This is a genomic window from Microcoleus sp. EPA2 (genome assembly GCA_020882975.1).
GTDB lineage: Bacteria > Cyanobacteriota > Cyanobacteriia > Cyanobacteriales > Microcoleaceae > Microcoleus.
The window spans coordinates 95858-110711 of sequence record JAHRFD010000015.1 but is presented as its reverse complement, the minus strand read 5'-3'; the positions used below and the strand labels follow the sequence as shown (position 1 = coordinate 110711).

The 14854-nt window shown below is 43.7% G+C and carries 18 protein-coding genes; 11 read left to right on the top strand and 7 right to left on the bottom strand.

Features of this window, described 5'->3' with window-relative positions:
* Window positions 1–308: 308 nt before the first annotated feature.
* On the bottom strand, window positions 309–794 hold the full coding sequence (locus AAFP14_RS15285) for a CRR6 family NdhI maturation factor (protein ID WP_341733100.1): 486 nt from the start codon (window positions 792–794) through the stop codon (window positions 309–311).
* Window positions 795–1140: 346 nt separating this feature from the next.
* On the bottom strand, window positions 1141–2931 hold the full coding sequence (locus AAFP14_RS15280) for an efflux RND transporter periplasmic adaptor subunit (protein WP_341733099.1): 1791 nt from the start codon (window positions 2929–2931) through the stop codon (window positions 1141–1143).
* Window positions 2932–3561: 630 nt separating this feature from the next.
* Between AAFP14_RS15280 and iscB the strand changes: the two genes are divergently transcribed.
* From iscB to AAFP14_RS15265, 3 genes are all read left to right on the top strand, one after another.
* Window positions 3562–4845, top strand: a complete 1284-nt coding sequence (gene iscB, locus AAFP14_RS15275) for an RNA-guided endonuclease IscB (protein WP_341733098.1) — start codon at window positions 3562–3564, stop codon at window positions 4843–4845.
* A 142-nt stretch (window positions 4846–4987) separates the two neighbouring features.
* Window positions 4988–6085 carry an AI-2E family transporter gene (locus tag AAFP14_RS15270; protein WP_341733097.1) on the top strand — a complete coding sequence of 366 codons (1098 nt, stop codon included), beginning with the start codon at window positions 4988–4990 and terminating at the stop codon, window positions 6083–6085.
* 501 nt (window positions 6086–6586) lie between these two features.
* Window positions 6587–7657: an ABC transporter permease gene (locus tag AAFP14_RS15265; protein ID WP_341733096.1), complete on the top strand. Its 1071-nt coding sequence runs from the start codon at window positions 6587–6589 to the stop codon at window positions 7655–7657.
* A gap of 134 nt (window positions 7658–7791) precedes the next feature.
* On the opposite strand, the gene AAFP14_RS15260 is transcribed toward AAFP14_RS15265, so the two are convergent.
* The 3 genes from AAFP14_RS15260 to AAFP14_RS15250 all read right to left on the bottom strand — a co-directional run bounded on the left by AAFP14_RS15260 (window position 7792) and on the right by AAFP14_RS15250 (window position 9223).
* Window positions 7792–8001 carry a CsbD family protein gene (locus tag AAFP14_RS15260; protein WP_341733095.1) on the bottom strand — a complete coding sequence of 70 codons (210 nt, stop codon included), beginning with the start codon at window positions 7999–8001 and terminating at the stop codon, window positions 7792–7794.
* 116 nt (window positions 8002–8117) lie between these two features.
* Window positions 8118–8954, bottom strand: coding sequence for a PHP domain-containing protein (locus tag AAFP14_RS15255; protein WP_341733094.1), 837 nt, complete (start codon window positions 8952–8954; stop codon window positions 8118–8120).
* A gap of 125 nt (window positions 8955–9079) precedes the next feature.
* Window positions 9080–9223 carry a hypothetical protein gene (locus tag AAFP14_RS15250; RefSeq protein WP_341733093.1) on the bottom strand — a complete coding sequence of 48 codons (144 nt, stop codon included), beginning with the start codon at window positions 9221–9223 and terminating at the stop codon, window positions 9080–9082.
* A gap of 125 nt (window positions 9224–9348) precedes the next feature.
* Here AAFP14_RS15250 and AAFP14_RS15245 point away from each other — a divergent pair, with 125 nt between their 5' ends.
* Entirely contained in the window at window positions 9349–9693 is a 345-nt protein-coding gene (locus AAFP14_RS15245) for a hypothetical protein (protein ID WP_341733092.1), read from the top strand.
* A 12-nt stretch (window positions 9694–9705) separates the two neighbouring features.
* Here the strand turns inward: AAFP14_RS15245 and AAFP14_RS15240 are convergent, their stop codons facing one another.
* Window positions 9706–10173, bottom strand: a complete 468-nt coding sequence (locus AAFP14_RS15240; protein WP_341733091.1) for a tetratricopeptide repeat protein — start codon at window positions 10171–10173, stop codon at window positions 9706–9708.
* A 55-nt stretch (window positions 10174–10228) separates the two neighbouring features.
* Here AAFP14_RS15240 and AAFP14_RS15235 point away from each other — a divergent pair, with 55 nt between their 5' ends.
* Window positions 10229–10849, top strand: a complete 621-nt coding sequence (locus tag AAFP14_RS15235) for a histidine phosphatase family protein (protein ID WP_341733090.1) — start codon at window positions 10229–10231, stop codon at window positions 10847–10849.
* 42 nt (window positions 10850–10891) lie between these two features.
* On the top strand, window positions 10892–11263 hold the full coding sequence (locus AAFP14_RS15230; protein WP_341733089.1) for a VOC family protein: 372 nt from the start codon (window positions 10892–10894) through the stop codon (window positions 11261–11263).
* Window positions 11264–11679: 416 nt separating this feature from the next.
* Here AAFP14_RS15230 and AAFP14_RS15225 read toward each other — a convergent pair whose 3' ends face one another.
* Entirely contained in the window at window positions 11680–12366 is a 687-nt protein-coding gene (locus tag AAFP14_RS15225) for a phosphoribosyltransferase (protein ID WP_341733088.1), read from the bottom strand.
* A gap of 76 nt (window positions 12367–12442) precedes the next feature.
* Here AAFP14_RS15225 and AAFP14_RS15220 point away from each other — a divergent pair, with 76 nt between their 5' ends.
* The 5 genes from AAFP14_RS15220 to AAFP14_RS15200 all read left to right on the top strand — a co-directional run bounded on the left by AAFP14_RS15220 (window position 12443) and on the right by AAFP14_RS15200 (window position 14796).
* Entirely contained in the window at window positions 12443–13129 is a 687-nt protein-coding gene (locus AAFP14_RS15220) for a uracil-DNA glycosylase (RefSeq protein WP_341733087.1), read from the top strand.
* Window positions 13130–13189: 60 nt separating this feature from the next.
* Complete coding sequence (locus tag AAFP14_RS15215; protein ID WP_341733134.1) at window positions 13190–13504, top strand: type II toxin-antitoxin system RelE/ParE family toxin; 315 nt, start codon at window positions 13190–13192, stop codon at window positions 13502–13504.
* A gap of 157 nt (window positions 13505–13661) precedes the next feature.
* Window positions 13662–13856 carry a hypothetical protein gene (locus AAFP14_RS15210; protein ID WP_341733086.1) on the top strand — a complete coding sequence of 65 codons (195 nt, stop codon included), beginning with the start codon at window positions 13662–13664 and terminating at the stop codon, window positions 13854–13856.
* A 173-nt stretch (window positions 13857–14029) separates the two neighbouring features.
* A complete protein-coding gene (locus tag AAFP14_RS15205) occupies window positions 14030–14404 on the top strand; it encodes a DUF433 domain-containing protein (protein ID WP_341733085.1) in 375 nt (124 codons plus the stop codon).
* On the top strand, window positions 14401–14796 hold the full coding sequence (locus tag AAFP14_RS15200; RefSeq protein ID WP_341733084.1) for an ACP S-malonyltransferase: 396 nt from the start codon (window positions 14401–14403) through the stop codon (window positions 14794–14796). Before AAFP14_RS15205 ends, AAFP14_RS15200 begins: the two co-directional genes overlap by 4 nt.
* Window positions 14797–14854: the final 58 nt, after the last annotated feature.

Here is a 14854-nt window from a genome sequence, read left to right as displayed (position 1 = left end):
CGGCTTCAACCGCCTTATCAAGAGGGGAACAGGCTGGATTTCCATTACGCGGAATCAATAAATTTTTTTTCCGTGTTTTTGGCTTTACTACTCAATTGTAAACTATAGTTACACCACATGATTTCAGGGTAATGCCGGAACAGACCTTGGCTCAAGTTGGGGCTTCTAACTAGAACAAAGAGTCAGTGGTGTTTGGGGTTTGGCGTAGCAACCGCCTACACTCATCTGTATGGCGATCTAATTCGGGTTGCTGGTCTAATATTCTAGGTGGGAAAGAATAATTTTTGGCAAACTCGATGTGCGATCGGCTATTTTTGCGGTAAGATCACATCAAAAAAAGCATCATCCAAGTCATAGCCCAAGATTTGCGACATCGACATCAACTTCGATTTGCTAGGAATTCCTTGTTGATGTAACCAATCCGTTAATACAAAAATTTTGTGCATCAAAAACATTTCCAAAGCTTCAGGATTGTATTGAATTCCTTCGGTGCGGTGGAACTGATGCGGCACTAACATGGCGGCATAGCGGGCTAATTCTCCAACTTTCCAATCTAGCAGAAAGGGGAGCCAAGGATAATAAGCATCTAAGCGAATGAACCAGAGCCGAACCTCTGGGATTTCGGAAATTTCTCGCGGATCTAAATCTTCGCGCGGGTACTCTATTTCAAATTGTAGCTGTTGTTCGTTTTGGGCGATCGCCCCTGCTGCTAGCCACTGGTCAATTACTGTCTGTACCGGAGACAAATCTAAATTGTCGATCTGCTCGGCATTGATTGGTATCATAATACTCATAAAATGTCAACTTATTTGAGATGGTGGCTGCACAGGAATCTGGGGGCAATAAACTGAATTAGCGGATTGTGAATAGGATAGCATTTAGCCGATCGTCGCACTAGGGAAATATTTAACCGCAGAGAACACAGAGGACACAGAGCATTGAATAGGAGATAAAAGGACTGAATTGCTGAATAATAGTAGGAAGTGGTTGTTTTATCGACCAAGCTGAAATATTAAAAGACATAATTTGTTATTTGTTATTTGTTATTTGTAGGGGCGGGTTCACCACCCATACATAAAGGCGATCGACCATGTATCTAAACCCGCCCCCGGCCAACAGTAAATCTGAATTTACCAATAACTATTGAACCACCTTAACCCGATCGCCATCCTTGAGATAACTAGCCCCAGCAACCACCACGCGATCGCCAACCTTCAAACCCTTTTTAATCTCCACCTTAGCATTAGTCAAATCACCAACACCCCCCCCAGAAATTGCCCCAACTTCCACAGATTGAGCCTGCACCTTATCCTCACCAACCAATTTATAAACCACAGCACCACCATCAGCTTGGGGTAAAATAGCCTTAGCAGGAACCTTCAAACCTTGAGTCGTTGCTGTCGCAATTGCAGCCCGCAAAAACATTCCCGATCGCAAAAAATCACTTTCCGGCAAATCAATTTTGACGGTAGCTTGGCGATTTTGAGGGTCAACCAGAGGCGAAATATCTCGCACAGTTCCTGCTAATTTAATCCGCTTGTCAGAATCAGAAGTAATATTGACGGCTGTGCCTGGGCGTACCTGGGAAAGTTGAGTTTCCGGCACTTTCAATTGCAATTCCAGCTTGTTTCCCCGAATAATCGAAAACAGTTTTTGGCTCCCGGAAGAAACATCCCCAACTCTACCAATTCTTTCCGCCACCGTGCCACTATCCGGTGCGCGAACTACAGTTTGTTCTAATTGAGTTTGTAACTGTTTGACTCGCGCATCATTGCTACGAACAGTAGCAGCATTGTTTCCGACATTGGCTCTAGCGCTGCTGACACTTGAACCCGCCGTATTCACTTTCGCACGAGCACTGCTGAGGGCGGCCTTAGCTGTATTGATATTAGCCACGGCATTCGCTACTTTAGCAAGAGCCGATCGCACTTCTTCCGCTGCTTTATTTTGTTCTTCTAAAGCTCGATTTAAATCAGCTTTAGTTTTGTTCAAATCTTGAACAGCCGTTTGCTGCTCTGTTTTACGTCTTTCTAATTCTTGCTGACTAATTACTCCCTGAGATGCCAAATCTTGGGTACGATTTACCTCTCTTTGGGCCTGTTGTAATTTAGCCTCAGCAGAAGCAATGCCCGCTCTAGCTTGTTGTACACCAGCTTTAGCTTGTTGTACACCAGCTTGAGCTTGGCCGACACCTGTTTTGGCTTGCTCTGCGTCAGCGATGGCTTTTTCAACGCCAGCCTGAGCTTGAGCAACGCCGGCTTCGGCTTCTTCTTGGGTAGACTGGGCTTGCTCCACCTGAGCTTGGGCTTGTTCTACGGTAGAAGTGGCAGATTGTACATTAGCAACAGCTTCGGCAATTTGCGATCGCAACACCGAGTCATCCAAAACCGCCATCACCTGACCCTTTTCTACCCTATCTCCTTCCGCCACCAACACCTGCTTGATTTGCAAGCCATTAGCTTGTGGGAGTACCGGCAGTAAATCGTAGGGGGCTAAAGTGCCCGTTGCTTCCAGAGTTTGAGTCACCTGAGCTGATTCCACCGGTGCCACTGTCACAGTCTGAGCAATCGGTGCTTGAGTTGCAGCTTTTGCAGGAGCAGCCGGAGGTGCACTGGGGCGTGGGAGCAGGTGCACTGCCGCTAGTGTAGCAGCTACCCCAATACCTACCCCTGCCAACACCCCTGGCCACTTGATGCCTTTGCTGGGCGCAGATGCTCTTTCTTCCCCTTCCCAAACTGCTGATTCCTCGCTATCCATTTCTGGAACTAAAAGAGAAATTTCGGGTTCATCTTTCTCAGAGGCGAATTTCCGACGAGACTCGTCTTCGATCCTATCTTCATAAACGATCGCCGCTTCGTTGCTATTGCGATTGTGGTGTCGGTGATGAAGGGGTTGCGTTGCTTCCGCTTCTGAAATAATTGGATGGGTCACAGTAGTTCCTCCCGCCGGTATCAGCCTTTGGTTTTTTATATTGTAAAGAAAGATTGCGTTCTTAATATCTACTTCATTGTAACGGAGGAGGTCAACAGTACCGCCTCCTCCCTTTGGAGGACTGCGGTCTAATTTCGGGTGGCCGCCTTGGAGAAAATGAAGGCACAGATGGGAAGCTTGTAGGTGAATTCTGGATTGTCAGAGGGAGTCGATGGGTCTTACTTATGTTTACAGGAGCCGTTTGGCTCTCACCAACTCATCAATAAGCTTGTCAGTAAGTCTCATCGGGAACTGATTATTGTTAGTTTATATTCCAGATGTTTAGTGTAGAATATGGCACATATACCCCAAAAATTGTGCCAGTTTAATTGACAAAAATCCCAGTCAACCACCCACCACTAATCGGAGTACCGATATAGTGGGGGCTTGTTCATAGCCTAGTTGACCAGTCTAAGTACCTCGCGTACTACGTTTAAGGCAAGCGTTCAAGACCTACCAAGGGATGCGAAGCTAGTCCCCTGCTCTAGAACTTAAAAGTTAAACAGGTTTAAAGGGTTAAGCCAGTGCTTTTGAGATAGTTACCGACCTTAAACATTGACGAAGCTAACATTACCCGAAAGGAGGCACTTTATGTGCAAAGTATTTGTTTTAGATACCGAAAAACAACCATTAGACCCAATTCATTCAGCACAAGCAAGACAACTATTAAGGAATGGAAAAGCAGCCATTTTTAAAAGATTCCCATTTACAATCATCCTGAAAGAATTACGTCGTGATTCGACCGTATCCCAGTTAAGATTAAAAATCGACCCCGGAGCTAAAACAACAGGGATTGCAATAGTTAACGATATTACTGGCGAGGTTGTATTTGCTGCCGAGCTAAAGCATAGAGGTTTGGCAATCCGGGATGCTTTAACGTCTAGAAGACAATTAAGACGCAGTAGAAGAAACCGCAAAACCAGATACCGTCAACCAAGATTCTTAAATAGAACACATCCAAAAGGATGGTTAGCACCTAGCTTGCAAAGTCGCGTTGAAAATATCAAAACCTGGGTCGAGCGGCTATGCAAGCTTGCACCAATCGAAGCAATTGCCAGCGAGCTAGTACGCTTTGATATGCAGTTAATGCGTCATCCAAAAATACAAGGGAAGGAATACCAGCAAGGGACATTAGCTGGTTACGAAACCAGGGAATATTTACTTGAAAAATGGGGTAGGCGGTGTGCTTATTGTGGAGTTAAAGACCTACCACTACAGGTAGAACACGTTCACCCAAGAGCAAAAGGAGGTAGCAATTCGATTACAAATCTTGCATTAAGTTGTGAAAAATGCAATACCAAGAAAGGAGCTAAGGATATCAAAGATTTTCTCAAAAAAGACCCTTTAAAGTTGTCAAGAATCTTGAAGCAATGTCAAAAACCCTTGGCAGATGCAGCCGCAGTAAACACTACCAGATTTGCATTGTTGAACGCATTGAAAGAAACTGGCTTACCTATAGAAACAGGTTCAGGAGGTTTAACAAAGTTCAATCGCAGTCAACAGCATCTGCCTAAAACTCATTGGCTAGATGCAGCTTGCGTTGGAGAATCAACACCACTTCTCAAGATTAAAGGTATCAAACCATTGTTAATTACAGCTAATGGACATGGTACTAGGCAATCATGCCGTACAGATAAATTCGGGTTTCCAAATCGTCATTGTTCTCGAACTAAATTTCACTTGAGTTTTCAAACCGGGGACATTGTTAAAGCTGCTGTCACTAATGGTAAAAAAGTTGGTGAGTATATTGGGAGAATTGCAACTCGCGCTACAGGGAGTTTTAACATCTCGACTAAAAACGGATTAGTTCAAGGAATCAGTCATAAAAATTGTAAACACATTCATAAAAAGGATGGTTACTCGTATGCACAATAAAAGAGTTAGAAATTACTCAACTGTTTCCCTCACGGTTTTTGCTATGCAGAAAAATGTTCAGGAAACGTTTCGTAATTTCTCTCCCATTCCTCCCACCACTAATCGGAGTACCGATATAGTGGGGGTCTCCTGGGAGGTTTAGATGAATAGCCTCTTTTCTCCCGCTCAACAGTTTCTAATCACTTGGCTGCTAGTGCTAGTGACCGGATGGTTTACCCTAGCTGCTATCAATTATGTGGGAGAACTGGTCAGCATTTTGGTAACGGCGGGACTAATTGCCTTTTTATTGAATTATGCAGTAGTAAGACTGCAAGTATTTTTGCCGCGAGGAGTAGCTGCTGCTCTGGTTTACTTAACGGCTGGTTTGTTATTAGTAGTAATTGGTTTAACTATTGTACCACCGGTGTTTAGCCAAGCCAGACAGTTGGGGGTGAGACTCCCGGAATTGCTTGAGTCTGGGCGACAGCAGCTAGGTGAATTCCAAACTTGGAGTGCCGATCGCAATTTGCCTTTTAACGTGGAAATTTTGGAGCAGCAACTATCTGCTAAAGTGCAAGAACAAGTACAGGCGATCGCAGGTACTGGTTTAGGGTTAGTTGTCGGTACGGTTAACTGGTTTTTGGATTTAATTCTAATTCTCGTCATTTCCTTTTATATGCTGCTCGACGGAAAAAGAGTCTGGGGTGGCTTGACAAGTATTTTTTCCCCAGATATTCGCTATGTTTTAACCGAAACTTTGCAGCGAAACCTCCAGCGCTTTGTATCGGGACAGTTACTGTTGGGACTATTTATGGCCACAGGACTGACTCTAGCTTTTTGGTGGTTGCGAGTCCCATTTTTCCTGTTATTTGCGGTATTTATAGGATTAACAGAAATAATTCCCTTTATCGGTGCAACTTTGGGAATTGGAGCCGTTAGTATCATTGTAGCGTTTATTGATTGGTGGCAAGCGCTGCAAGTCTTAGCAGTGGCGATCGCCCTTCAGCAAATCAAAGATAACTTAGTAGCTCCCCGCATCATGGGAAATCTCACAGGATTAAGCCCGGTAGTTATTTTCACAGCCTTGTTGTTAGGAGGTAAAGTGGGAGGATTATTGGGAGTTATCCTAGCAATTCCGTTAACTGGGGTAGTAAAAAGTATAGTAGAAATTGTACTCAACCCCAAATTACCACCCCAAACAGGCTCCTTTTTCTACAATCCCTTTCGCGATGAAGAATTACAGCAAAATGATATTCATTAGTCAGTAGTCATTAGTCAGTAGTCATTAGTCAGTAGTCATTAGTCAGTAGTCAGTAGTCATTAGTTATTAGTTATTAGTCAGTAGTTATTAGTCAGTAGTCAGTAGTCAGTAGTCAGTAGTCATTAGTCATTAGTCAGTAGTCAGTAGTCAGTAGTCAGTAGTCAGTAGTCATTAGTCATTAGTCATTAGTCATTAGTCATTAGTCATTAGTCATTAGTCATTAGTCATTAGTCATTAGTCATTAGTCATTAGTCATTAGTCATTAGTTATTAGTCATTCGTCATGAGTAATTGGTTATGAGTGATTGGTCATTAGTTATAAATTATGAGTCATGGTTAAACTAACAAATAACCAATAACAAACAACCCATAACAAACAACCAATAACCAATAACCAATAACCAATAACCAATAACAAATAACCAATAACCAATAACCAATAACCAACAACCAATAACCAATAACCAATAACAAAAGTTAACCTTCAACAATTTAAAAAACTATGAAATGGTGGCAAAACCTGAAATATAATCCTCTAGCTAAGTTGGGAGCAGTGTTGCTATTAATTTTTTACACCGTCGCAATTTTAGCTGATTTTGTAGCACCTTACGACCCCTACGACTCTCTATTAAACGCTTCCTTATTGCCGCCGACGCAGATTCATTTCATCGCACCAGATGGGCAATTTATTGGTCCGCATATTTATCCTACTACCCAAGGTTCCGTGGATGTAAATACAGGCGATCGCCAAGTAATTGTAGACACCCGCAAACCCTCCTCTTTGGTTTTCTTTACCAAAGGTTATCCCTATAAGTTGTTCGGAATTATTTCAGGCGATCGACACCTATTTGGTGCTACGGGAGAAGCCAGAATTAACCTGTTAGGCACGGACGAACAAGCTCGCGACCAATTTAGTCGCTTAGTACACGGCAGCCGCATTAGCCTCAGCATCGGTTTAGTAGGAATAGCAATTTCTTTTCCTTTGGGATTGTTAATCGGAGGAATTTCTGGTTATTTTGGGAGTTGGATTGATAGTGTTTTAATGCGCTTTGTGGAAGTATTGATGACCATTCCCGGTCTTTATTTATTAGTAGCATTAGCAGCAGTTCTACCACCGGGATTGACAAGCGCTCAACGATTTATCCTGATTGTCATTATTACTTCATTCATCAGTTGGACTGGTTTAGCACGGGTAATTCGCGGTCAAGTACTCTCCATTAAACAACTAGAATTCGTGCAAGCAGCGAGGGCAATGGGTGCAAATCCACTTTATATTATTGTCCGTCATGTCTTGCCCCAAACTGCCACTTACGTGATTATTTCTGCTACTTTATCCGTGCCTAGTTTTATTGTAGCGGAGTCAGTTTTGAGTTTGATTGGGTTGGGAATTCAACAGCCCGATCCTTCTTGGGGAAACTTGCTCTCCCTGTCTACTAATGCTTCAGTTTTAGTATTGCAACCTTGGTTAGTTTGGCCCCCAGCGATCTTAATTATTCTCACGGTTTTGGCGTTTAATTTATTGGGTGATGGGTTGCGGGATGCTCTCGATCCCAGAACCGATCGCAAGAATTAAATTAGGTAATAGGTAATAGGTAATAGGTAATTGGTAATTGGTAATGCCCTATGCCTTTCCCCCCCAGGGGGGGTCAGGGGGGTTCCCCATTACACGCTCACCTCACCTAACTGAGAAAGGCTATACTCTATTTTCTACAACTTGTCGATCGCCTTTTTCGCCTTGTCTGTCACATTTTTCACGGCATTTTTCAGATCTTCTGCTGCATGGCGGGCGGCAGCTTCAGCTTGTTTTGCCTTACCTTCAGCCTGGTCTTTTTTGTTCCCTGTGATATTGCCGAAAACTTCCTGAACTTTACCTTCTACATTTTTGCCGATCGCCTTTGCTCTATCTTCTGTACTCATAGCACACTCCGCTAAGCAATTTAATCTTTTTACTATCTTACTACTATTTACTAAGCCCTTGACTTGAAATTCACATTTATTTATATAAATTTATCGGCAAAATTCACCCTAAAAAACTACTTCAAACTGGCCGCCGCAACTTTAACTGGTTCCAGCAATTCTAAAGGTAAATGCAGCATATTAAGAGTGGTACTTTCAATTCCTTTTTTTTTATTTATGGCGAGTTCTGGGCCGTGATAGTCGCTACCACCTGTCATCAACAAACCATAGTGCAAGCACAAATCTTGCAATTTTTGAATCTGACTGGAACTGTGGCTGGGATGGTATACTTCCACTCCCATTAAACCCGCATCTACTAATTCTTTTAAGACTTCTTCCACAACTCCGCCGCGAAATAAATAAGGGTGAGCCCACACTGGTACTGCGCCACTACTCCGCAATAAATCAATACCTTCGACGATGGAGAATTTTTCGTAACGAACGTAAGCTGGTCCACCATCGCCCAACCACCGATCGAAGGCTTCCCGCGATGATTTGGCATAACCGGCTGCTACCAATGCAGACGCAAGGTGAGGTCTTCCTGGTGCCATACCTGGGGAGGTTTTTGGTAATGCGATCGGGTATCCCATGGCTGCTAATTTGTCCACCATTTCTTGCGATCGCCTAAACCGTCCTTCTAGGCGATCGTTCAAAGGAACGCGCAGCTTATTTGCATCGGGATAAAAACCTAAAATGTGCAAAGAGCGATCGTTGTGGACTGTACTAAGTTCTACTCCGGGGACTATTTCTAGATTGTACAAAAGGGCCGCCACAAAAGCTTCATTCCAACCAGACATAGTATCGTGATCTGTGATAGCCAAAGCACAAACCCCTGACGCAGCCGCCGCCGCGACAAGTTCCCCAGGGGTGAGAGTACCATCGGAATAAGTTGTGTGACAGTGGAGTTCTAGCATATTGACCTGATTAACCAAGAATCTTCGCGAACTGTACGGAAACTGCCCAACTTATCAAGTATAGCTTTATTCTCCACTCCCCACCCCTCAGCAACTCCCAAAACGTTGAGGAAGTTTTTAATTGCTCAAAGCATTGGTGTTGCTGCTTCTTCCTTCTTCCTTCCTGCATACATCGCAGCTTGCTCCTTGTGCCAGTTTGCAAATTGGCTAAATTCAGCAGCGGCTGCTTGTACTTCGCAAACAGTCTCAAGCCCTACCCCACAAGGCATAGAGTGCAATCGGGTGTCAGAGTCGATCGAGCGAAAAACTGTGATGGTTGGGATAGTGTCATTTTGCTGTCACTAACACAGAGGGATTTTTTCTAAAGTAACAACATGACATTCAGGAGCTACTTATGATTTCTACTCTTTGCCTCCCCGAAACTTCTCTTAAGTCTAACCAAGTTAAGCCCCATCATAAAACAGTGGATTCCAATAGCAACCTAGAATATTGTATCGCCGCTGCTTGGGTAGACTTAGTAGGAGGAGACTACAGTAGTTTAGGAGGAGATGATTGGCTGGCGGTATGTGGCGATATTGATGAAGGCGAACTTTACAAAGAATGGTTTGTCTGGCAAGATAGCGAAGTGACCAAAGAATGGGAAGCTTACGATCCAATTACTAATTATCGCATCGTTGCACCTAGCCGAGCCATTTTAATTGCTCAAATCGATCGCATCGAAGCTACCAGACAAATCTAATCTGGATGCAATCTAGGTTCCTTGGACTTTCAGTTTTTCCCGCTCCAACTTGCGTTGTTTCAATGCTTCAAGATTTTGCTTGAGCGACTCTAGTGCAATTCCATTCCCCTGCTGTTGGTATAATTCACTGGCAGTAATTAAATTCTGCACAGCTTCATCATCAGAACGCAAGTTAGCACAAGCCAAACCCCGATTTTGGTAAGCTTCTGCCAAAGTAGAAACAAGTTTTAAGGCGCTGGTAAATTTGTCTTTAGCTTTTCGATAATTTCCCGATTTATAGGCCTCAATCCCTTCTTGGTAATAAACAGAGGCCTGGCGGCCAGGGTCCGTAGCCGGAAATGCTGGTAAACTTAAAATGGGTTCTTGAAACAGCACAGAAACGCTACCCTTACCGAAGTAAGCCCAAGTCATTGTTCCTAGGCCAATCCCCAGGACGGCAACAATGATGATAGACAGAGCAATAAAATTGGTGGTTTCCATCGAACAATATTTGTCGTATTGCAATATGATAAGATATATTTGAATTTTTGCAACAATGGCTGCGCGAAATTACCTCAATAGGAAATGGTGGATCGGAACGCTAGCTTTAATATTAGCGATCGCCTCCCTTACCGTACCTGCAAATTCTGACGCCGCAACCAACGCACAAACTCAAGCGGGGTGGAGATTATTGCAACGGGGCGATACGGGTTTGGTGGTAGCAATGCGACACGCGATCGCCCCCGGCACCGGCGATCCTGCTAACTTTAAGTTGGGCGACTGTTCCACCCAGCGCAATTTATCACCACAGGGACAAACCCAAGCCAAGCAAATTGGAGCCGAATTTCGCAACCGCAACATCAAAGTTACCAGAGTTTTATCAAGTCAGTGGTGTCGGTGTTTGCAAACAGCAAAACTGCTAAATTTAGGCAAAGTGGAACCGTTTCCAGCACTGAATTCGTTCTTTAGCGATAGCAGTAAAGAATCGGGACAAACAGCGACAATCCGCAAGTTGATTCTTGACAACCGCAATACAAAAGGCGCGATTATTCTGGTAACGCATCAAGTCAATATTACAGCGATTACAGATATTGTCCCACAAAGTGGTGAAGCTGTCATTCTCAAAGGCGATAAACAAGGTAAAATCCAAATAGTTGGACGACTAGGAGGATTTTAAGTATGATACTATGCAAAATAACCGATCGCCATCAATCATAATATGAGTTTCCTCTACAGCGCAGCCCTAGTAACTTTAGCAGATATCGACAAGGAAGTTCTAGTTAAATTTTACACAAAATTTCTCGACCTGGAGCCAAATCCTTACATTCCTAATACTTATGCTGAATTTCAACTACCGGGTTTAAGATTAGGCATATTCAAACCCAAAAATTCCAACAAATCAGAATTTTTAGGTATCGGAAAAGCAGGCATGAGTTTATGTTTGGAAGTCAGCGACATCGAAATGGCGATCGCCCGAATTTGGGCCCTAGGATGTCCGCCCCCCGGAGAAATCATTAAAGCTAGTCACGGTTTAGAAATCTACGCCTTCGATCCCGCAGGGAATCGCCTAATTTTACACCAACCTAATTAGCAGATGACAGAGATAAAATTCCTCTGTAATAACTTGACTAAAAAGTTAGCTGTATAAGCATTCTTCCGTCTTCCTTCTTTCGTCTTCCTTCTTCATTCTACTTATCTAATCAATTCAGCAAAACTATAAAAACTGATAATTAACAATAAAAGTGCGGTGATATGAGTTAGCTGAAATTGAGGCCGCGGGTCCAGGGATTCTCGCACTAAAATTGAAAAAGACGAACCAATTATATAACTTAGAGACAAGGCTAAATAGGGCCATTGCCCTGTGAAAGTCCATAACCCCAACAAAATCATCGCTAAAGTCAACATCACCAACTCAACAAAGCGAGGAGGATTGTGCTGACTAGATAGAATCAAAGTATCCAACCAATATTGCCAAGGTCTCATTTATTAGCGATCGCACTTTTGGATTTAACCTTCTAGCTTAACCGACGATTGCCATTCACTTTGTTGCATTAAACACGCTAAGGCAACTTCCGTCTCGACTTGCGGAAATTCGGCGTAAAAGCGACTGACGCTATAAAAAGGGTCTGGGGTTTCTAGGACGATCGGGCGATCGCACATTTCCTCCAAAAATTCTAGCAAATCCTGCGGTGCAACCGGCACGCAAATCCACAAAGCCATCGGCTGCTGAATCCGCAAAGCCTGCGCCGCCACAGCCATCGTCATCCCCGTCGCAATCCCATCATCCACCAAAATCGCCAAAGCCCCCGCAGCGCTAACATTTGGACGTCCCGGAGACAAATCGGCTAGTAGAGATTGGGCGCGATCGAGAGCCTGCTGGAGTGCTAAAGTTTGAAAAGACAAATTGCGTGGCTTTTGTTGCCACACCACTTCCCCATCAGCAGTAGCCGCGCCGATCGCGTATTCTAAATTATCAGGACGAGTAATCTTCTTCGCCACCACCACATCCAAAGGACAACCCAACAAACGGGCAATGGGTACTGCGATGGGCAAACCACCGCGCGGCAAAGCATAAACAATCGGTTTCACAACCTCTGGCGAGGTTAAATTCAATTTTTCGAGCTCTGCGAAAACAGCCGTAGCGAGTTTTTCGCCAGCATCAGCGCGATTATCAAACAGCGGGCTAGAGAACATATTCCTACCTGTAGGAGCAAACCCGATATAAACTATAAACTCTAGCTTCCCCAAAATCTCCCTTATCTTTAAATATATGTCCAGCGACTTGCAACTGAGCCTGTTTGACAACAGTCAAAGCGCCACTTTCCAGACAGACTCAATACCGACAAATGTCAAAATTCCCATTCCTCCCGGCACTTATCAAAATATCGAGGAAATCGCCACACACTGCAACCGCTGTCACCGCTGCGAATTAGGCAACAGCCGCACTCACGCCGTCATCGGGCGCGGCAATCCCCAAGCCTCAATCTTGATTGTAGGAGAAGCGCCGGGACAAAACGAAGATGAAACTGGATTGCCCTTCGTTGGGCGATCGGGTCAACTTTTAGATAAGATTTTAGAATCAGTAGGACTCAACACAGAAACCGACGTATTCATAGCCAACGTCATCAAATGTCGCCCACCAAACAACCGCCCTCCCACAGCAAAAGAAATAGAAGCCTGCAAACCATACTTACTCGAACAAATCCGCATATTAGACCCCAAAATCATTTTATTAACCGGTGCAACAGCCCTCAAAGGTTTGCTTAGCGACAAGCGACCAATCAGTAAAATCCGAGGTCAATGGATAGAATGGGAAAATCGCCTGTGTATGCCAATCTTCCACCCATCATACTTGTTGCGAAACCCTTCCCGTGAACCCGAAACTCCGAAATGGTATATGTGGCAAGATATGCAAGCAATCAAGGCTAAATTTGATGAATTAAAAGAGCAATTATAATATTTTTGTTCGTTATTTGTAGGGGCGGGTTTCACCAACAATTTCTGATTTTCACCCACCATCTCAAAAACCCGCCCCGGCCTTTCTATCTATTTTGAAGAGTGGCTTGATTCCTTGCGCGATCGCCAAGGAAAAGCTAAAATAAAAGGTAGGCTTCAGCGAGTTGCTCTTGGTAATTTAGGAGACTCTAAATCAGTAGGAGAGGGAGTTTTTGAGTTGAAAATTGACTGCGGCCCAGGCTACCGGGTTTATTTTGGAGAAAGAGACTCAACTATTGTACTGCTTCTCTGCGGTGGAGATAAAAGTACCCAAGACCGAGATATTCGCAAAGCCAAAGAATACTGGATAGAATTTAGGAGTAGAAACGATGCCTAAAACTCATAGCTACCATGACTATCTGATTAAATCCCTCCAATAAATTGAAGAAGCTGCTGCTTATATTCAAGCAATTTTAGAAGAGAAAGAACCGGAATCTGAACTGTTACTGACGGTACTCAGAGACGTAGTTAAAGCTCAAGATAAAATCTCTATCATGGCGGTCGAAAATCAACAAAATTGGGAGAAACTTGAGGAATTGCTGAAAGTATCAGGTGGAGAAGAGATTTACCGATTTATTAGTTTGCTGAAGGCTTTAGGATTAAAGACAGAGATTGCAGTTAGTCAAGGTGAGACTCCAGACGCATCAATGTTAGAATCCGCATCTCGCGTCGAGACTTGTAAAGTTTAACATCACCGAAGAACACGTTTTTTAGCAGCAGCCAACCAAGCTTATATTACTCTAAGCGATCGCCCATAAGCTTGGCAAGAAGAACTTGAAGAACCGGAAGCTTGGGATATCACTTTACAGGATAGTAAGCTATAATAAAGGTTATTTCCTAGACTATTTCAAAAACTATGGGTATGGTTTCAGTCTCCAACAACCAACCAACCATCATTCGCACAGAGCGCGGACTGACAATTGCGGGTACGCGCATCACCCTCTATGATGTGATGGACTACTTGACTGCTCAGTATCCCCCGAAGTTTATCCGTTGCTTATTTGACTTAACAGAAGATCAAATTAACGCTGCTTTATCCTACATTGAGGCAAATCGTGCAGAAGTTGAAGCAGAATATCAACTTGTTTTAAGGGAAGCTAAGGAAATTCAGCATTACTGGGAAGAGCGCAATCGAGAACATTATGCCCGCGTTGCAGCGATGCCACCAAAACCCGGTACAGAGGCTCTTTGGGCCAAACTTCGAGAGCAAAAAGCCAAACACGAACTAGAAGCATGAATTTTCTGATAGATCATAATCTGGGAGGTCATGCAGAGATTTTGTTGGGAAATATAGCAAGTCAAGGCTGGTTAAATCTACTCTCAATTCGTTTTGTAACTTTCAAGCAGATGAATTTGTCGATCGATAGTAACGATCGAATTGTGTGGAGACTTGCTCAAGAAAATCAGATGATTTTGCTGACAGCTAACCGCAGCATGAAGGGTGAAGACTCCCTGGAACAGGTAATCAGAGAAGAAAATACGGTGGATTCCCTACCTGTGATTACGATTGGGGATGCCGATCGATTTTTAGCCGATCGAGTCTATCGAAATCGTTGTGTTGACCGCATTCTAGAAATCTTGCTGGATATCGAAACCTGGATGGGCGTTGGTCGTCTTTTTGTTCCGTAATCTTGTTGTTCCGTAATAAGGCTATACCACCAAAAGTGCTGTATTTGCATTCATCGGC